The 18,138-nt window shown below is 72.6% G+C and carries 20 protein-coding genes and 1 riboswitch; of the genes, 6 read left to right on the top strand and 14 right to left on the bottom strand.

The window, feature by feature from the left end:
* Window positions 1-37: 37 nt before the first annotated feature.
* Complete coding sequence (locus tag BIU90_RS01335) at window positions 38-517, bottom strand: NUDIX domain-containing protein (RefSeq protein ID WP_071298437.1); 480 nt, start codon at window positions 515-517, stop codon at window positions 38-40.
* A 61-nt stretch (window positions 518-578) separates the two neighbouring features.
* On the opposite strand from BIU90_RS01335, the gene nagB reads away from it, so the two are divergent.
* Window positions 579-1,364: a glucosamine-6-phosphate deaminase gene (gene nagB / locus BIU90_RS01330; RefSeq protein ID WP_254786900.1), complete on the top strand. Its 786-nt coding sequence runs from the start codon at window positions 579-581 to the stop codon at window positions 1,362-1,364.
* 4 nt (window positions 1,365-1,368) lie between these two features.
* Here the strand turns inward: nagB and BIU90_RS01325 are convergent, their stop codons facing one another.
* Window positions 1,369-2,550: a MalY/PatB family protein gene (locus BIU90_RS01325; RefSeq protein WP_071298436.1), complete on the bottom strand. Its 1,182-nt coding sequence runs from the start codon at window positions 2,548-2,550 to the stop codon at window positions 1,369-1,371.
* Window positions 2,551-2,680: 130 nt separating this feature from the next.
* On the opposite strand from BIU90_RS01325, the gene BIU90_RS01320 reads away from it, so the two are divergent.
* On the top strand, window positions 2,681-3,532 hold the full coding sequence (locus BIU90_RS01320) for a DUF3761 domain-containing protein (RefSeq protein ID WP_071298435.1): 852 nt from the start codon (window positions 2,681-2,683) through the stop codon (window positions 3,530-3,532).
* Between the two features lie 40 nt (window positions 3,533-3,572).
* On the opposite strand, the gene BIU90_RS01315 is transcribed toward BIU90_RS01320, so the two are convergent.
* From BIU90_RS01315 to clpS, 9 genes are all read right to left on the bottom strand, one after another.
* Entirely contained in the window at window positions 3,573-4,472 is a 900-nt protein-coding gene (locus BIU90_RS01315; RefSeq protein ID WP_071298434.1) for a phosphotransferase, read from the bottom strand.
* Window positions 4,472-5,719: an N-acetylglucosamine-6-phosphate deacetylase gene (gene nagA, locus BIU90_RS01310; RefSeq protein ID WP_254786899.1), complete on the bottom strand. Its 1,248-nt coding sequence runs from the start codon at window positions 5,717-5,719 to the stop codon at window positions 4,472-4,474. Before nagA ends, BIU90_RS01315 begins: the two co-directional genes overlap by 1 nt.
* Window positions 5,716-6,108 (bottom strand): YrdB family protein, encoded by a 393-nt coding sequence (locus BIU90_RS01305; RefSeq protein WP_083403583.1) that lies wholly within the window; start codon window positions 6,106-6,108, stop codon window positions 5,716-5,718. Before BIU90_RS01305 ends, nagA begins: the two co-directional genes overlap by 4 nt.
* Before the next feature lie 8 nt (window positions 6,109-6,116).
* Window positions 6,117-6,977 (bottom strand): formyltetrahydrofolate deformylase, encoded by an 861-nt coding sequence (gene purU / locus BIU90_RS01300; RefSeq protein ID WP_071298463.1) that lies wholly within the window; start codon window positions 6,975-6,977, stop codon window positions 6,117-6,119.
* A gap of 272 nt (window positions 6,978-7,249) precedes the next feature.
* Window positions 7,250-8,788 carry an MFS transporter gene (locus tag BIU90_RS01295; RefSeq protein ID WP_302847380.1) on the bottom strand — a complete coding sequence of 513 codons (1,539 nt, stop codon included), beginning with the start codon at window positions 8,786-8,788 and terminating at the stop codon, window positions 7,250-7,252.
* Window positions 8,677-9,096, bottom strand: coding sequence for a MarR family winged helix-turn-helix transcriptional regulator (locus BIU90_RS01290; protein WP_071298433.1), 420 nt, complete (start codon window positions 9,094-9,096; stop codon window positions 8,677-8,679). The genes BIU90_RS01295 and BIU90_RS01290 overlap by 112 nt, the downstream gene beginning before the upstream one ends.
* A gap of 56 nt (window positions 9,097-9,152) precedes the next feature.
* A complete protein-coding gene (locus BIU90_RS01285; protein WP_071298432.1) occupies window positions 9,153-10,076 on the bottom strand; it encodes a GNAT family N-acetyltransferase in 924 nt (307 codons plus the stop codon).
* On the bottom strand, window positions 10,073-10,549 hold the full coding sequence (locus BIU90_RS01280) for a DUF2017 family protein (RefSeq protein WP_071298431.1): 477 nt from the start codon (window positions 10,547-10,549) through the stop codon (window positions 10,073-10,075). Before BIU90_RS01280 ends, BIU90_RS01285 begins: the two co-directional genes overlap by 4 nt.
* Complete coding sequence (clpS, locus tag BIU90_RS01275) at window positions 10,546-10,869, bottom strand: ATP-dependent Clp protease adapter ClpS (RefSeq protein WP_071298430.1); 324 nt, start codon at window positions 10,867-10,869, stop codon at window positions 10,546-10,548. The genes BIU90_RS01280 and clpS overlap by 4 nt, the downstream gene beginning before the upstream one ends.
* A 37-nt stretch (window positions 10,870-10,906) precedes the next feature.
* A riboswitch (ZMP/ZTP riboswitch) is annotated at window positions 10,907-10,992 on the top strand.
* A gap of 110 nt (window positions 10,993-11,102) precedes the next feature.
* Between clpS and glyA the strand changes: the two genes are divergently transcribed.
* Window positions 11,103-12,371: a serine hydroxymethyltransferase gene (glyA, locus tag BIU90_RS01270; protein WP_071298462.1), complete on the top strand. Its 1,269-nt coding sequence runs from the start codon at window positions 11,103-11,105 to the stop codon at window positions 12,369-12,371.
* Window positions 12,368-13,294 carry a tetrahydrofolate dehydrogenase/cyclohydrolase catalytic domain-containing protein gene (locus tag BIU90_RS01265; RefSeq protein ID WP_071298429.1) on the top strand — a complete coding sequence of 309 codons (927 nt, stop codon included), beginning with the start codon at window positions 12,368-12,370 and terminating at the stop codon, window positions 13,292-13,294. The genes glyA and BIU90_RS01265 overlap by 4 nt, the downstream gene beginning before the upstream one ends.
* 296 nt (window positions 13,295-13,590) lie before the next feature.
* Here BIU90_RS01265 and galK read toward each other — a convergent pair whose 3' ends face one another.
* Both galK and galT read right to left on the bottom strand, forming a co-directional pair.
* Window positions 13,591-14,727 carry a galactokinase gene (gene galK / locus BIU90_RS01260; protein ID WP_071298428.1) on the bottom strand — a complete coding sequence of 379 codons (1,137 nt, stop codon included), beginning with the start codon at window positions 14,725-14,727 and terminating at the stop codon, window positions 13,591-13,593.
* On the bottom strand, window positions 14,724-15,821 hold the full coding sequence (gene galT / locus BIU90_RS01255) for a galactose-1-phosphate uridylyltransferase (protein WP_139195053.1): 1,098 nt from the start codon (window positions 15,819-15,821) through the stop codon (window positions 14,724-14,726). The genes galK and galT overlap by 4 nt, the downstream gene beginning before the upstream one ends.
* Before the next feature lie 64 nt (window positions 15,822-15,885).
* On the opposite strand from galT, the gene BIU90_RS01250 reads away from it, so the two are divergent.
* On the top strand, window positions 15,886-16,743 hold the full coding sequence (locus tag BIU90_RS01250) for a DeoR/GlpR family DNA-binding transcription regulator (RefSeq protein ID WP_175470103.1): 858 nt from the start codon (window positions 15,886-15,888) through the stop codon (window positions 16,741-16,743).
* Window positions 16,740-17,675, top strand: coding sequence for an aldose 1-epimerase family protein (locus BIU90_RS01245; RefSeq protein ID WP_071298426.1), 936 nt, complete (start codon window positions 16,740-16,742; stop codon window positions 17,673-17,675). The genes BIU90_RS01250 and BIU90_RS01245 overlap by 4 nt, the downstream gene beginning before the upstream one ends.
* Before the next feature lie 22 nt (window positions 17,676-17,697).
* On the opposite strand, the gene BIU90_RS01240 is transcribed toward BIU90_RS01245, so the two are convergent.
* On the bottom strand, window positions 17,698-18,027 hold the full coding sequence (locus tag BIU90_RS01240) for a hypothetical protein (protein ID WP_071298425.1): 330 nt from the start codon (window positions 18,025-18,027) through the stop codon (window positions 17,698-17,700).
* Window positions 18,028-18,138 lie beyond the last annotated feature (111 nt).

Raw genomic sequence — 18,138 nt, 5'->3', positions numbered from 1 at the left:
GTGGCGGACCCGCCACGGGCCTCCCGTCCGGCGCGCGTCAGCGCTCGAACCGCGCCTCGGCCGCTCCCGCCAGCGCGACCCGGACGCGCTCGCGCATGTTCTCGCTCATCGGCGGCAGGTCGGTGACCGGCGCCCAGAACGCCTCGGTGTTCTCGCCGTCCGCCGGCCACGGGTCGCCGGACTCCCACCGGCACGCGAACACCAGGTCGAGGTACCGCGCCCGGTCGCCGTTGGCGTAGGTCATCTCGGGCAGGGTCTGCACCCAGGCCAGCCGCTCGGCGACGGCCACCACACCGGCCTCCTCGAGCACCTCGCGCTCGGCGGCCACCGCGGGCTGCTCGCCCGGGTCGACGATCCCGGTCACCGGGGTCAGCGCACCGGTGTCGGCCCGCCGGACGACGAGCAGCTCGTGGTCGTCGCCGGAGCCGCGGGTGACGACGGCCGTCACGCCGGTCAGCCAGAGCGGATCGGTCCCGATCTTCTCGCGCAGGGCCAGGACGAAGTCAGGTGTGGGCATGCCGCAACGCTACCGATCCGAGCGCTGTCGCGAAGTGGTCATGACCAGTAGGCTGATCCCCGTGGAGATCATCATCCTGCCCACGCCCGCCGAGGTCGGTCGGGTCGCCGCTGCGAAGATCGCGTCGATCGTCGCCGACAAGCCCACGGCGGTGATCGGGCTCGCGACGGGGTCCAGTCCGCAGGGCATCTACCAGGACCTGCAGCGCCGGATCGCCGCCGGGGAGATCAGCTTCGCCCAGGCCCGCGGGTTCGCCCTCGACGAGTACGTCGGCATCCCGCTGGACCACCCCGAGTCCTACGCCAGCGTCATCGCACGCGACGTCGTCGGACCGCTCGGGTTCGACGCCTCCCGCGTCCGCGTGCCCGACGGTCGCGCGACGGACATCGAGTTCGCGGCGAAGGAGTACGACGCGGCGATCCGCGCTGCCGGTGGGATCGACGTCCAGATCCTCGGCATCGGGGCGAACGGCCACATCGGCTTCAACGAGCCGACGTCCTCGTTCGCGTCCCGCACCCGCATCAAGACCCTGGCGCCGTCGACGCGCGAGGCGAACGCCCGGTTCTTCGACAGCCTCGACCAGGTCCCGACGCACTGCATGACCCAGGGGCTCGGGACCATCCTCGAAGCCCGGCAGCTGGTGCTCGTGGCGCAGGGGTCGACGAAGGCCGCGGCGGTGGCTGCGGCGGTCGAGGGGCCGTTGTCCTCGTTCGTGCCGGGGTCCGCGCTGCAGCTCCACCAGCACGCGACCGTCGTGGTGGACGAGGCCGCGGCCGCCGACCTGCAGCTCGGCGACTACTACCGCTACACGTACGAGCACAAGCCGGAGTGGCAGCGCTTCGAGTAGGCCGTCAGGCGCGAGCGGCGTACGCGGTGCCCAGGCGTGACAGGCCCTCGCGCAGGGTCTCCTCGGAGCACCCGAAGTTGAGCCGGGCGAAGCCGCGCCCCTGTCGCCCGAACGCCGGCCCGCTGGCGAGTGCGACCTTCGCCGCGTCGACCAGGACGGCCGCGGGGTCGTCGCCCCACGGCAGGGCCCGGAGATCCAGCCAGGACAGGTAGGACGCCTGCGGCTGCCGGTGCAGGACGCCGGGCAGCACCGTGCCGAGCTCCTCGGCGAGGATCCGCCGGTTCGCGGCCAGCTCCGCGAGCAACGACGCCAGCCAGGGTCCGCCCTCGCGGAACGCCGCGACGCTCGCGGTGTAGCCGAGGATGCCGGTGCGCTCGACGACCTCGGTGGGCATCCCGTCGAACCACGCGCGCGCCCGGTCCGAGGCGCCGATCATCAGCGCACACTTGGTGCCCGCCAGGTTCCAGGCCTTGCTCGCGCTCGTCAGGGCGACCCCGACGGCCGCGGCCTCGGCGCACGAGTCGAGGAACGGCGTGAAGGTCGCGTCGGCGTGGGTCAGCGGCGCGTGGATCTCGTCCGACACCACGACGGCGTCCCACTCGGCGGCGAGCTGCGCCACGGACACCAGGGAGGCCCGGTCGTGCACGAGCCCGAGGGGGTTGTGCGGGTTGCAGAGCAGGACGGTCCTGGCACCGTCGGCGAAGGCACGGCGGAGTCCGTCGAGGTCGATCCGCCACGCGGCGGTGGTGTCGTACGGGTCGGCAGGACCCTCCGGTGCCAGCAGGGGGACCTCGGTCACGGTCCCGCCGGCCTCGGTCACGTAGTCCCAGAACGGCGGGTACACGGGTGGCATCACGACGACCTGGTCGCCCGGCTCGATGACCCGGCGCAGGGTCTCGACCGCGGCCACCGAGACGTCCGTCGTGGTCCGGACGAGGTCGGGGTCCACCTGCCAGCCCCAGCGGTCCCGCGCGAAGTCGGCGAAGGCCTCGGGGAGCGCCCGGCCGTGTCCGACGTACCCGGTGTCCCCGGCGCTGACCGCGGCAGCCAGCGCGTCCCGGACGGGCTCGGCGAGGGAGCTGTCCATCTCGGCGACGAACATCGGCAGGACGTCCGGCGGGTACGCGGTGTACTTCTCGCTCGTCCGGGTCCGGCGGGCATCGAAGAGGGAGACCATGACGCTCATGGCCTCATCCTCGCACCGCGGGGCGCGATGCGGCTGGCCGGTGGGACCGGACGTCCTGCCCCCGGGCTGGGGTCCCGCGCTCCCTGCGGACTCCGACAGACTTGCGCAGTCCTCAAGTTCTAGGAGTGCTGTGCTCACGTCAGGAGACCCGGGTGTCCCTCGGGGACCGAAGCGACCCCGGAAGCTGCCGGTCTCGACCTGGATCGGTCTCGTCGGTACTGCGCTCCTGGCGCTGCTCGGGCTGGCGTCCGGCGGGTTCTGGTCGATGGTGCTGATGGTGTCGCTGGTGATCCTCCTGACCGCCGTCTACGGTGTCCTCTTCCGCCGGACGACGTGGCTCCGGCTCCCGCGCAAGCGGACGGCTGCGGCGCTCGGCGCTGGCCTGGCGTTCGTCGTCCTGATCGGCTCGTCAGCGGCCTACGGCTCGACCCACCCGGTCGAAGCGGTCCGGCCGGCACCAGTGGCGGCCGGAGCGCCCGCGCACCCGAGCGCGACACCGAAGCACACGAACACGCCGACGCCGACGCCGACGCCCGTCGTCACGACCGAGACCGTCACTGAGACCACCGCGATCCCCTTCACCACCACGTCGGTCGAGAGCGCGACTGCGGCGAGTGGCAGTTCCGCCGTCACCACCGTCGGCGTGGACGGCGTGCAGACGAAGACGTTCACCGTCACGTACACCGACGGCGTCGAGACCGGTCGGACCCTTGCGAGCGACGTCGTCACGACGGCGCCGGTGGCGCAGGTCACGACGATCGGGACGTACGTCGCACCGCCGCCGCCCCCGGCGCCGCCTGTCGCACCGACGTGCACGAACGGCTCCTACGTGAACGCCGCGGGCAACACGGTGTGCCGCCCCGAGGTGTCGTCGAGCGCCCCGAGCGGCGCGACCGCGAAGTGTGGCGACGGGACCTACAGCTTCAGTCAGTCGCGACGAGGCACGTGCTCGTCGCACGGCGGTGTGGCTGCCTGGCTCTGACCTGACCTGACCAGTCCGTCAGCGGAGAGCGCCGCCGAGCTCAGGCCTCGACCTCGGGGGCCGTGAGCAACCGCGCGATGGTGCTGCGCCCGAGGGCGTGCATGACCGGGTTCGTGGAGCGGTAGTACCAGACCAGACCCAGGGCCTGTTCGAGGGCCCAGGCCGCGCCGCGCAGCCACTCGACGTCGTCGCTGCCGATCGCCGCACGGAAGACGGCACGGGCGTCGGTATCGAGCAGGTGCCACCCGGCGACCAGGTCGAGTGCCGGGTCCGCCGGCGCGAACCCGCCGGCGTCGAGCACCCCCGACAGCCGGTCACCGCGCAGGAGCACGTTGGCGGGGATCAGGTCGCTGTGGTTCATCACGTGCTGGTCCGGCTCCGGCAGGGACCGTAGCCGCTGCCAGAGGTCCCGGAGTCGCTCGACGGGCAGCAGTGCGCCGCTCTGCGCGAGGCACTCCGCCACCCAGTCGTCGTGGTCCGGCAGGTGCCCGCCCCGTCCGGTGCCGGCGAAGGAGCGGCCGCCGGTGTCCACCCGGCGCAGTCGACGCACCAGCAGCGCCAGGTCCGTGGCGAGGGCCGTGCTGTCGGCGGCTCCCGACGGTGTCCCGACGTCGCCGGCGACCCACGTGTGGACGGTCCACGGCAGCGGGTAGCCGTGCCCCGGAGCGCCGATCGCGACGAGCTCGGGGGTCGGCAGCGCGGCAGCGGTCGCGAACGCCCGGGCCGCACCGGCCTCGCGCTGCATGGTGGCGAGCACCGTGTCCGCGTCGTCCGGGCGGAGCGGGCACCGGATCGCCAGGTCGTCGCCGAGCCGGAAGACCGCGTTGACCGTCCCGGCCAGGGGGAGCGCACGGAGGGGCCTGTCCCGCCAGGCGGGGAACTGACTGTCCACGAGACGACGGACGCGGGCCGTCTCGACCGCGAGTTCGTCGTCGTGCATCACGAGTGGTCGACCTCGTCACCGCTGGACAGCTCGTGCCCGTCCGCCCACACGCGCCGGACCTGGAGCGCGGGCGACAGCGCCACGAGGTCAGCGGCGTACCCGGGTGCGATGTGCCCGAGCCGCTCGCCGAGGCCGATCGCCCCCGCGGGGATGCTCGTCACGGCGGCGACGGCGTCCGGCAGCGACATCCCGGTCTCCGTCACGGCCCGCCGGAGTGCAGCGTCCTGGGTCAGGGTGGACCCGGCGATGGTGTCGGTCCCCGCGACGTGCGCGACGCCGTCCGTCACGGTCACGTCGAGCGACCCGAGCGTGTACGCCCCGTCGGGGGAGCCCGCGGCCGCCATCGCGTCGGTGATCAGGGCGACCCGGCCCGGTGCAGCCCGGAGCAGCACCCGCGCGGCTGCCGGGTGCACGTGCACGCCGTCCAGGATCAGCTCGAGCGTCACCCGGTCGTCCGCGACGGCGGCCCCGATCGGACCCGGGGCGCGGTGGTGCAGCCCGGGCATCGCGTTGAACGCGTGCGTCAGGACCGAGGCCCCGGCGTCGAACGCGGCGCGGGCCTGGTCGTACGAGCCGACCGTGTGGCCCAGGGCGACGGCCACGCCCGCGGCGACGAAGCGCCGCGTGGCGTCGAGGGCGCCGGGGAGCTCCGGGGCGATCGTGACCTGCCGCACGATGCCGTCGCCGGCGGTCAGCAGCGCGTCGACGTCGGACGGGGTGGGGGCGACCAGGAACGCCGGGTTGTGCGCGCCCTTGTTGTCGGGCGACAGGAACGGTCCCTCGAGGTGCACGCCGGCGACGAGCGGATCGGCGGCCATCACCGACCGGATGTGGTCGAGCGTGGCGATGAGCTCCGGCACGGGGTTGGCGACGAGCGACAGCACCGAGCGCGTCGTGCCGTGCGCCCGGTGCACCGCGAGGGCGGCGGCGAAGGAGGCGTCCTCGTACGCGGCGCCGCCGGCACCGTGCCCGTGCAGGTCGACGAACCCGGGGACCAGGACCGCGTCGCCGAGGTCGACGTGTTCGTCCGCCGCGGGGGCATCGGGGCCGGAACCGACCGCGGTGATCGTGGCACCGACGACCAGGACCCAGCCGTCGGCGGTGGAGCCGGCCGCGTCGACGACGCGACCGGCGCGGAGCAGCGTGCGCCGAGCCTCCAGACCGACCGCGACGGGACCGATCGAGCCGACGGGACCGGCGGACCCGACGGGACCGGCCGAGCCGACGGGCCCGTCGCCGCTCACCGGGTCTCCCGTCGGAACGCGACCAGGCCGGAGACCGCGGCCACCACGATGAAGACCACGCCGACGACCGGGTGCCCGATCGAGATCCAGGCGCCTCCGGCGGCGACGACCAACGCGAGCTCAACGATGGTCTTGCCGACCAGGTCCGTCTCGATCGGCGAACGCGAGGACCGGAACAGGTACCAGACGACGGCGGCGAACAGCGGGGCGCCGATCATGAACACCAGGCCCGGCAGGGGGAGCCGCCACGACCAGTACCCCCAGAACCCGAGGGAGAACAGGCCGAACACCATGACGGCGATCCGCAGCACGCTCCAGGCGTCGACCCGTCGGCGGGGCGTGGCGGCAGCGTGCGGGTCCGGGGTGTCCGACCAGTCCGAGTTGCTCATGGGGGTGCCTACCTGAAGATGATCGTGCGGGCGCCGTCGAGCAGGACCCGGTCCTCGGCGATCCAGCGCACTGCCTGGGTGAGCGTGCGGGACTCCTCGTCCTGGCCGATCGACACGAGCTCGGACGGCTCCTTCGTGTGGTCGACGCGGACGACGTTCTGTTCGATGATCGGGCCCTCGTCCAGGTCGCTCGTGACGAAGTGCGCGGTCGCGCCGATGAGCTTCACACCGCGGGCATGCGCCTGGCGGTAGGGGTTCGCGCCCTTGAAGCCGGGGAGGAACGAGTGGTGGATGTTGACCGCGCGACCCGTGAGCGCGGCGCAGAGCTCGGGCGACAGGATCTGCATGTAGCGCGCCAGGACGACGAGCTCGATGTCGTGCTCGTCCACCGCGTCGAGGATCCGCCGCTCCATCGCCTGCTTGCTCGCGTCGTCGGTGACCGGTCGGTGCTCGAACGGCACGGAGTAGAACGCGGCGAGCCCGGACAGGTCGGCGTGGTTCGACAGCACCAGGGGCACGTCGATCGGCAGCTGGCCGCCGCGCTGACGGTAGAGCAGGTCGTTCAGGCAGTGCCCGGCCTTCGACACGAGCACCAGCGTGCGCATCGGCCGGCCGACGACGTCGAGCTGGACGCGCATGCCGTAGCGCTCGACCACGGGCGCGAGGGCCTGCTCGAACTCGGGCCGGTCGACGGGTGCCATGACCTGCAGGCGCATGAAGAACGTGTTCGTGTCGCGGCTCGAGAACTGCTGCGACTCGGTGATGTTGCCCTGGGCCTGCACGACCGCTCCGGAGACGGCGTGGACGATGCCGGGCTGGTCGTCGCAGACCAGCGTGAGGGTCCAGTGCGTGGAGGTGCTCGTGGGCATCGGGTCGGTCACCGGTTCAGGCTACCGGGCGGGGTCGCGGGCGCGTGGCGCGCGGCGGGCCGGCGGCCGCCGGTCGGCCGGGAGGCGCGGTGCGGCTCCGGCGGGCGGGCGCGGCTGGACTCCCGCTGCGTTGCATCCCCGTACGAACATCGCACCCCGTCACGGCGGGGTGCGATGTTCGTACGGGGGTGCGATCGCGCCGCGCGCGACGCTGCGGCACGGCGGCCGCGTCAGCGCGGCGCGCCGCGCCGCGCGGCCGCGGCTCGGCCGCGTCAGCGCGCGGCCGGACGCGCGAGCGCGCGGTCGGAGATCGTCAGCGCGCTGAGCAGGACCGCGATCCCGACGATCACCCACCCGAGCACGTGCAGGTCGGCCGTGGTCGGTCCCTGCCCGAAGACACCGCCGATGAGCGAGGACGCTGCGATCGCCCCGATGTAGACACTGGTGCGCGAGAGCCCCGCCGCCGTGCCGATCGACTCCGCCGGCACGATCCGGTACAGCGCGGCCTGGTTGGACACCGACGCCAGGGCCTGGGGGATGCCGAACAGCGCCGGTGCGAGGGCGAGCAGCACGAGGGGCGATCCGGTGTGCAGCCCGAGCAGCAGCAGCCCGCCGACGATGGGCACCGTGGCGGCGACGACGAGCGGGCCGCGCACGGCGGTCTTCCGCGCGATCAGGAACGAGGCCACCCCGGCGATGACGGCCGCGGGCAGCTGGATGTACCCGGCCTGGTCGCTGGAGTACCCGGCGACGTCCTGCACCCACTGCGAGAACCCGTACGTCATCGTGTACGCGAGCATGTACACCAGGAACAGCCGGACGTAGGTGCGGCTGAGTGCCCCGTTCCGGGCGAGCATCCGCACGTCGATGAAGGGCTTCGCCGCGCGGAGTTCCCACAGCACGAGTGCCACCAGCAGCACGACCGCGACACCGAGCAGCCACCACAGGCCCGCCGTGATGTCGAGCAGGAACACCAGCAGCGCCGACACCGTGCCGGTCATCAGCACCATGCCGAACGGATCGAGGGCGGTCAGCACCGGGACGTCCTCGTCGGCACGCGGGCGCAGTCGGTCGGACGGCAGCCAGAGCCCGGCGACGACCAGCCCGAACGCCGCGAGCGGCACGTTCACCAGGAAGATCGCGTGCCAGCCGAACGCGGCGATCAGCGCGCCACCGAGCGGCGGGCCGGCCGCGGCGGACACGAGCGACGTGATCGACAGCGCCCCGAGCACGAGCGGCGGCGTCGGCTTCCCGATCCGCAGCGAGTGCTGACGGAGCGTGGTGAGGGCCGCCGGGTAGGCCGACGACGTCCCGATGCCGATGAGCACGCGGGCGAACACGGCGCCTCCGAAGCCGGTCAGCACCTCGGGTACGACGCCCGCGATCCCGACCAGGACGAGCCCCGCCATGAAGACCTTCTTCGGGCCGAACCGGTCCGCGAGCTTGCCCATCGTGGGCTGAGCGATCGCACTCGCCAGGTAGAGCGCTGCCACGAGCCAGATCGCCTGCGACGCCCCGATGCCGAGGTCGCGCGAGATCGGCGCCAGTGCGACCGACACCATCGTCGTGTTGATCGGGTTGAGCAGCGGGCCGACCAGGACGGGGACGAGCAGCTTCGGGCCGAAGCCGGAGCCGGAGGTGTCGTCGTGCTGGACGGGGACGGGTGCGGTCGAGGTGGACGTGAGTGGGCTCCGGGAGGTCAGGCGTCGGTGAGGGGGGTGAGGATCGCGACGGCCTGGGCGACGGTCTGCCGATCGGTCTCGGACAGGCCTGCCAGCCGGTCGGCCAGCACCTGGGTCCGGGTCGTCCACGAGTCCTCGCGGGCACGGGACCCAGCGTCGGTCGCGCGCACCAGGGCCCGTCGTCCGTCGACCGGATCGGGTCGTCGTTCCACCAGCCCCAGGTCGACGAGCGCCTGGACGGTCGCCCCCATCGACTGTGGACGGACCCCCTCGGCACGCGCCAGGTCGGCGACGGTGGACTCGCCGTGCCGGAGCAGTCGTCCGAGCGCTGCGGTCTGGGACGCGGTGACCTGGTCGGCTTTGCCGGTCAGCAGGGTCCGACGGATCCGCCCGTACAGCGCGAGCAGGTCGCCGGCGAGCTCCGCGTGCGATTCCATACCGCCACGGTACTGGTTGCGCAGTCGAACTTGCAAGGCTCCCTGTCGAACTCGGGTCAGGCCTCGAACACCAACCGCCGCTTGGTGACGATGAACCCGGCGCGCTCGAACGCCCGGCGCATCGGCACGTTGTCGGTGTCCGTCGTCGCGACCACGCGCGGCTCACCCGCCTCGGCGTGGATGCGGAGCGCCTCGGCCAGCAGCGCGTCCACCACGCCGCGGCCCCGGTGTTGCGGCAGGACACCGATGTAGCTCACGGCAGCGTCGTAGGCGGTCCGGGTGGCCAGCACGAACCCGACCACCAGTCCGTCGCCGTCCTCGGCGATGCGCCAGTCCTCGCGACGGCCGGGCAGGGTCAGGTAGAACTCGAGGTCGTCGACGGCGGTGCCCCGCGCACCCAGCTCGGCGACCGTCGCGCGCGTGTGGGCGTCGAGCGAGCCGACCACCACGCGGGTGAACAGGTCGGTGAACTCGTCGTCGTCACCCCCGCGGAACCGGTACTGCTGGTCGGCGGACGGGAGGCCCGTCCCCGGCTCCCACACGACGCTCACCCGCTCGGTGGTCCGGTCGTACCCCGCGGCGCGGGCCGCCTGCGCACGCCAGTCGACCGCCGCGACGGCGCGCGGGTCGTCGTGCCAGTCGACCGCGACGTCGACGACCCACTCCGGCAGCCGTCCGAAGGCGTCGGCCCCGGCACGGATCAGCCCGGCGGCGACCGCGACCCGCTCGGCCTCGGGCGCGTCCACGATCAGGTCGTCGAGGGTCGACGGGACGACAGCGTCCGGGCCACCCCACCAGAGGGCACGGCCCACGGGGACGTCGTCGCGCAGGGCGAGGAACGACCACTCCGGGCGGTAGTTCCGCGTCGCGGACTCCTGCCGGTACCGGTCCGGACCGATCCACGAGACCGGGTCCGACGTCGTGAAGGCGAGCAGGTCCTCCTGGGTGTCAGGCGTGGTGGGGCGGTACGTGACGGTCACCGTCGGGCCGTCATCGTCGTGACCAGGTGCTCCTGGACGTACCCGAGCCAGTCGTAGACGTCGCGCAGCCCGACGCCGTCGACCCCGGAGCGGGAGGTTTCCTCGGTCGCGGCGTCGACGATGCCGAGCCGGTCGGCGATGGTCAGGCGCAGGTCGGTCAGGCAGCGCAGCCAGGACTGCTCGTCGGCGGGTGTCAGCGCGCCGTCCCGCGCGCCGGTCAGCCAGGCGTGCACGGTCTCGGCGTTCGTGGACTTGGCGGACCGGAGGTCGTCGCGGGTGTAGCGGCGGAACTCGGAGCTGGCCTGTCGGTCGCCGGGGTAGGCGTCCGGGAACATCCGGAGCGTCACGGGGTCGGAGTCGAGGTCGCCGTCCAACACCTCGCGCAGCTGGTCGACCAGGCTCGTGAGCAGCGCGCGCTCGCCGGTGGCCAGACCGAGGTGGATGCCGTCACCGCGCCGGACGAACGGGATCACGCGTCGGCCGCCCGGTCGACGGTCGCCTGCAGGCCGAAGCCGTGCATGGCCTGCACGTGCCGCTCCATCGCCTCGCGGTTGCCCGTGGCGACCACCGCGCGGCCCTCGGCGTCGACCTGGTGCATCAGCCGTTCGGCCTTCGCGCGGGGGAAGCCGAAGTAGCTCTGGAAGACGTAGGTGACGTACGACATCAGGTTCACCGGGTCGTCCCAGACCACGGTGACCCACGGCACGTCCGGGCTGAGCCGGGTGCGCTGGTCCGTGTCGAGGCGCTCGTCGGCGTCGAGGCGCTCGTCGACGGACGGCGTCACCAGGGTCATGCGTCCAGGGTGACACAGACCGGGCGGCTCGGTACGATCATCAGGTCGCGACTGGCGTCGGATGGGTCACCATCAGGGAGCGACACTCGACACGGTGCGTGGCCGTACGCCTGGGCCACACCGATCCTCGCCGCCGGACGTGCTCCGGCTCGTCACCAAGGAGTCCCGTGTCCATCACCGATCTGTCCCCGTTCGCGTCGTCCACCGACGGAGCTGTCTCCGGCGCCGCCGACATCGAAGCCGCCCGTGCCGCCTTCAACGCCCCGCTCAGCGAGGTCGACCCCGAGATCGCCGCCGTCCTGCAGAACGAGCTGGGCCGGCAGCGCGACACCCTCGAGATGATCGCGTCCGAGAACTTCGTCCCGCGCGCCGTCCTCGAGTCGCAGGGTTCCGTGCTGACGAACAAGTACGCCGAGGGCTACCCGGGCAAGCGCTACTACGGCGGCTGCGAGTTCGTCGACGTCGCCGAGCAGCTCGCCATCGACCGGGCGAAGGCCCTGTTCGGCGCCGCCTACGCCAACGTGCAGCCGCACTCCGGCGCCAGCGCGAACGCCGCGGTCCTGCACGCCATCGCCTCTGCCGGCGACACCATCCTCGGTCTCGAGCTCGCCCACGGCGGTCACCTGACCCACGGCATGAAGCTCAACTTCTCCGGCCGCATCTACAACGCGGTGTCGTACGGCGTCGACCCGGAGACGTTCGAGGTCGACTACGACGACATCCGCGCGAAGGCGATCGAGCACCAGCCGAAGGTCCTCATCGCCGGCTGGTCGGCGTACCCGCGCCAGCTCGACTTCGCGAAGTTCCGTGCGATCGCGGACGAGGTCGGCGCGACGCTCTGGGTGGACATGGCGCACTTCGCCGGACTCGTCGCCGCCGGGCTCCACCCGTCGCCGCTGCCGCACGCGCACGTCGTGTCGTCGACGGTGCACAAGACGCTCGCCGGTCCCCGTTCGGGCATCATCCTGTCCAACGAGGAGTCGCTCTTCAAGAAGCTGAACTCCGCGGTGTTCCCGGGGCAGCAGGGCGGTCCGCTCATGCATGTGATCGCCGCCAAGGCCACCGCGTTCCTGCTCGCCGGCCAGCCGGAGTTCAAGGACCGCCAGGAGCGCACGCTCCGCGGCGCGAAGGCGCTGGCATCACGGCTGACCGCCGACGACGCGAAGGCCGCTGGGATCGACGTCCTCACCGGTGGCACCGACGTGCACCTGGTGCTCGTCGACCTGCGCGAGTCCGAGGTCGACGGCAAGCAGGCCGAAGACCTGCTGCACGAGGTCGGCATCACTGTGAACCGCAACTCGGTGCCGTTCGACCCGCGTCCGCCGATGGTCACCTCGGGTGTGCGCATCGGTACCTCGGCGCTGGCGACCCGCGGGTTCGGCGACGCGGAGTTCACCGAGGTCGCCGACATCATCGCGCTGACGCTCATGCCGAACCCCGACGTGGCGGCCTTGTCGGCGCGGGTCAAGGTCCTGACCGACGCGTTCCCGCTGTACGCGTGACGCTCGCACCGCTCGCGCGCGATCGGTGGGCGGGTGCGGGCTCGGCCGTCCGCATCGACGGCACCGCCCTCGCCGCCCGCACGCTCGACGACCTCAAGGTCCGCATCGACCGGCTGCACGACCACGGGTTCCGACCCGGGCTCGGCACGATCATGGTCGGGCAGAACGCCGGTTCGGTGTCCTACGTCGCGGGCAAGCACCGTGACTCGGCGCAGATCGGGCTCGACTCCATCCGCATCGACCTGCCCGAGACCGCGAGCCCGGCGGACATCCGGGCAGCGATCCTGCAGATGAACGACGACCCCCGGGTCACCGCGTTCATCGTGCAGCTGCCGTTGCCGCAGGGCATCGACCCGATCCCGATGCTCGAGCTGATGTCCCCAGCGAAGGACGCCGACGGCCTGCACCCGACGAACCTCGGTGAGCTCGTCCTCGCTGTCCCCGGAGGTGCCGGCACGATCGATGCGCCCCTGCCGTGCACCCCGCGTGGCATCGTCGCGATGCTCGAGGCGTACGAGGTCCCGATCCGCGGGCAGCACGTCACGATCATCGGCCAGGGGCTCACGGTCGGGCGCCCGCTCGGGCTGCTGCTCACCCGGCTCGAGGCCACGGCGACCCTGACGCACTCGCTGACCGAGGACGTGGCGGCCGAGTGCCGTCGCGCGGACATCATCATCGCGGCGGCCGGGGTGGCCGGGCTCGTCAAGCCGGACTGGGTCAAGCCCGGCGCGGCCGTGATCGACGTCGGCATCAGCCGGATCGTGAACGAGCACACCGGCAAGGCGAAGCTGCACGGGGACGTCGACCCCGCGGTGGCTGACGTCGCCGGGTTCCTGTCGCCGACGCCGGGTGGGGTCGGCCCGATGACGCGCGCGATGCTCATGAAGAACGTCGTCGAGGCCGCCGAGCGCCACCTGCACTAGCGGCGCGCTGGCCGCGGGCGGCCGGCCCGCCGGCGGCGCGCCGGCGGCGCGCTTCTCCTTCGCGAAAGCGACAGATCCCGCCGGAAGTTCCGCCGGGATCTGTCGCTTTCGCGGGTTGGTCGCGGCCGACCGTCGGACTGGAGGCGCGGCTCGACCCCGCCACGCGCCTCCAGTCCGGCGGGTGGCGGCCCCAGGGCCGTTCGCGCAACGGAAAGCAGCTCGCGCCACGGAGATCCGTGGCGCGAGCTGCTTCTGGTTGTGCGGACGCGATCCGCGCCGCAGGCGGCGCTGCGCGCTCAGTCGCGCCGGGCGCCCTGCGCCGCGTGCACCGTGAACACGGTCGGCTCGCGGTACCCGGCCTCGGCGAACGCGGCCGTGACGGCAGCGCCGATTGCCTCGCGCTGGGAAGCGTCGACCAGCGCGATCGCCGCTCCGCCGAACCCGCCGCCGGTCATCCGCGCCCCGACGGCACCGTTCGCCATCGCCGTGGCGACGGCCAGGTCGAGCTCCGACACCGAGATCTCGAAGTCGTCGCGCATCGACGCGTGCGAGGCCACGAGCAGGTCCCCGATCGCCCGCGGTCCCTGTTCGCGCAGGGTCCGGACGGTGTCGAGCACGCGCTGGTCCTCGGTCACGATGTGCCGCACCCGGCGGAAGGTCTCGTCGTCCAGCAGCTCGGCCGCACGGGGGAGGTCGTCGACCGCGACGTCTCGGAGTGCTTCCACGCCCAGCGCCGCAGCCCCGCGCTCGCACGAGTCCCGACGCGCCTTGTACCCGCCGGTGGCGTGGGCGTGTTCGACGCGGGTGTCGATGACCAGGACCTCGAGCCCGTTCGCCTCGAGCGCCAGGTCGACCACGGCAGTGTCGAGCGTGCGGCAGTCGAGGAACACCACGGCGTCGCGCTCCCCGAGCAGCGACGCGGACTGGTCCATGATCCCGGTGGGAGCCCCGACCGCGTGGTTCTCGGAGTACTGCCCGACGCGTGCCAGCTGCTTGCGCGAGAGCCCGAGGTCCCACAGGTCGTTGAAGGCCAGGGCGACACCGCACTCGATCGCGGCGCTCGAGGACAGGCCCGCCCCGACCGGGACATCCGACTCGATGAACACGTCGAAGCCCGTCGCGGCGGACAGGTCTGCGCCGGCCTGTTCGCGGAGGGCCCAGGCGATGCCGAACACGTAGGCGGACCAACCGCCCATGGACGCGGGGTCGAGCCCGTCCAGTGACAGCTCGTGGACGGCGTCCGGCTCGAACGCCGACGCGACCCGGAGCAGCCGGTCGGTCCGCTGCCCGATCGACGCGACCGTGCGGCGGTCGATCGCGAACGGCAGGACGAAGCCGTCGTTGTAGTCGGTGTGCTCGCCGATCAGGTTGACCCGTCCCGGGGCGGAGTACCGCACCGTCGGCTCGTACCCGAACACCTGCTGGAACGTCATGCGCGCTCGATCCCTCCTCGGATGAACTCGGCTGCCTTCTCCGGGACCAGGTCCCCGATCCAGGCACCCATGGCGGCTTCACTGCCGGCCAGGAACTTCAACTTGTCGGCGGCCCGACGCGGCGACGTGATCTGCAGCATCAGCCGCACGGTGTCGCGAGCGGTGTGCACCGGGGCCTGGTGCCACGCAGCGATGTAGGGCGTGGGGTCGCCGTACAGCGCGTCGAGGCCGCGGGTCAGGCGCAGGTGCATGTGCGCGAGCTCGTCCTTCTCGGCATCGGTCAGGCCGGCGAAGTCGGGGACGTGGCGGTGCGGCAGCATGTGGATCTCGATCGGCCACCGCGCGGCGAAGGGCACGAACGCGGTGAAGTGCTCACCGGCCAGGACCACGCGCTCGGAGCCGCGCTCGTTCGCCAGGTGCTGCTCGAACAGGTCCGGGCCGAAGCGCTCGATCGAGTCGAGGAGCCGCTGCGTGCGCGGGGTGACGTAGGGGTAGGCGTAGATCTGCCCGTGCGGGTGGTGCAGCGTGACGCCGATCGCTTCGCCGCGGTTCTCGAACGGGAACACCTGCTGGATGCCCGGCATCGCCGACAGCGCCGCGGTGCGGTCCGCCCAGGCCTCGACGACGGTGCGGGCACGCGACTCGGAGATCGACGCGAAGGACCCGGCGGTCTCGGGGGAGAAGCACACGACCTCGCACCGGCCGACCGAGCGGAACGTCCGGTTCAGACCGACCTCGGCCAGGGCGCCGAGGGAATCGGGAGCGTCGTCCGCCTGCAGGGCCGGACCGAACGAGGGCGACCGGTTCTCGAACACGGCGACGTCGTAGACGCTGGGGATCTCGGACGGGTTCGCGGCGGACTGCGGCGCGAGCGGGTCCTGGTCGGCCGGGGGCAGGAACACGCGGTTCTGCCGGCTGCTCGCGATGGAGACCCACTCACCGGTCAGCACGTCCTGCCGCATGGTGGCGGTGACGGGCCGCGGGTCGAGGGTCCGTTCGTCGATGCGACGCTCGGCGGGCAGCTGCGAGTCCGCATCGTCGAAGTAGATGAGGTCGCGGCCGTCCGCGAGCTTCGTCGCGCGCTTCGTGATCACCAGGTCATCCTAGCCCGAGAACGAAGCGTTGCGAAAGTGATCGGAAGCAGGCGAAACTGGTTCCGTGACCGACGACGACCGCTCCTTCCTGGCCGGCGCGATGCCTGCCCCGCTGCGCCAGGACCGCATCGTGTGGATCGTCGAGGGCGCCCCCGGCATGGTGCGCACCACGGCGCTCGCCGCTGCCCTGGGCACGAGTGAGGTGACGGTCCGGCAGGACCTCGCGGTGCTCGACCGGGAGGCCCGGCTGCGGCGGGTGCACGGGGGCGCGGTCCGCCTCGGGGCGGGGTCCACCGAGCGCCCGCTCGAGGAGACCGCCGTCGAGCACCAGGCAGCGAAGGCCGCCATCGGCCGCGCCGCGGCCGCCCTGGTCCGCTCCGGCGAGTGCGTCCTGCTCGACGTCGGCACGACACCGGCTGCCGTCGCAGAGGCGCTCGTCGCCCGAGCGGACCTCGTCGACGTCACGGTCGTGACGAACTCCCTGACCACGGCACTGGCGTTGGAGCGCGCGGTGCCGCGGTTCACGGTCATCGTGACCGGCGGCACCCTGCGTCCGCTCCAGCACTCGCTCGTCGCACCCTTCAACGACACCGTCCTGCCGATGATCGCCGCCGATGTGGTGTTCCTCGGCGGCACCGGCCTCGACGTCGAGCACGGGCTGACCAACGTGAACCTGCCGGAGACCCAGGCCAAGCGGATGCTCGCCGCCGCGGCTCGGCGTACCGTCGTGGTGGTGGACGGCTCGAAGGCCGGGCGCGCCCACGTCGGGGTCGTCCGCGGCCTCGCGGACATCGACGTCGTCGTCACCGCGGAAGCGCCGCCCGAACTCGTCGAGCAGGTGCGCGCAGCCGGGGTGGAGGTCATCGTGGCCGACGACGGGCAACCAGACGGCACCGCATCGGGAAGGGACCACAGCGCATGACCGCAGCAGCACCGACCGGAGGGCAGTACCACCTCCGCCACGCCGGACCCGACGGGGTCGTGGAGGCTGTCGTCACCGAGGTCGCGGCGGGCATCCGGCAGCTCAGCGTCGCCGGCTTCGCCCTGACGGAACCGTTCCCGGCATCCGAGGCCCCGGCCGGTGCGAACGGCATCGTGCTCGTTCCCTGGCCGAACCGCGTCGCCGGTGGTGCCTGGGAACTCGACGGCGCGCGGCAGCAGCTCGACGTCTCCGAGCCGAAGTACGGCAACGCCTCGCACGGGCTGCTGCGGTTCTCGCCGTACCGGGTGGTCGCCCAGACGGAGTCCGGCGTCGAGCAGCAGGCGACGATCCACCCGCAGCACGGCTGGCCGTTCACGCTCGAGACCCGCGTGCACCACGAACTCGTCGACGACGGCATCCGCGTGACCCACACGATCACCAACCGCTCGGGCGTCCGCGCGCCCTTCGCCGTCGGCGCGCACCCGTACCTGCGTGCCGGCGACACCCCGGCCGAGGACCTCGTCGTCACGCTCGACGCCGCCACGGCGTTCACCGTCGACGACCGGAAGATCCCGAACGGCACCCAGCCGGTCGCGGGCACCGACCTCGACCTGCGGCAGGGGCGGCGTACTGGGGACTCCGACCTCGACACGGCGTACACGGACGTGGCACCCGACGCCGAGGGCATCCGCCGGACGACCCTGCACGGTCCCGAGGGTGACGGGGTGCAGCTGTGGCAGGACGCGTCGTTCCCCTACGTGCAGGTGTTCACCTCGCGCGAGTTCCCGCGGGGCGACGGCAAGGGGCTGGCGGTGGCCGTCGAACCGATGACCGCACCCGCCGACGCGCTGAACTCCGGCGAGGGGCTGCGGTGGCTCGAGCCGGACGCGTCGTGGACCGGTTCGTGGGGCATCCGCCGGGTCTGGTCCTAGCCCCGGTCAGTCGCGGACCCGGTCAGCCGCGGCGCATCCGGAGCGCTTCGACCGCGAGCGACTCGGAGTCGTACCGGCCGATCTCCCGCGCCCAGGCGGGGTCGTCGCCGCGGAGTGCGATGAACTGCTTGCGCTGCCGGCACACGTAGCCCAGCACGCTGGAGGCCGTCGCGACCTCGGTGAAGTCGCGACGGATGGCCCGGGTCGTGACCTGCGCGTTCCGGCGGAGCGTGTCCAACAGCAGCTGGTCGCTCATCGTGGTGCCGGTCGCGGCGGCGAGCTCGACGATGCGGCGCGCGCCAGCAGTGGAGCTGGTGCTGCTGGTGTGCGTGGCGTCGATCTGCTCGATCACGGTGTACCCCGTTCGTCGTGGTGTGGACGGAACGACCTCGGTCGATCCGGGAACGACGATATCGGCGCCACCCCACCAGGCCGCTGTGCGCAAGCTGGGGTGTGCAGTGCG

Source organism: Curtobacterium sp. MCBA15_001 (genome assembly GCF_001864835.1).
In the GTDB taxonomy this organism is placed as follows: Bacteria; Actinomycetota; Actinomycetes; order Actinomycetales; family Microbacteriaceae; genus Curtobacterium.
This window is presented reverse-complemented; position numbering and strand designations above follow the sequence as displayed.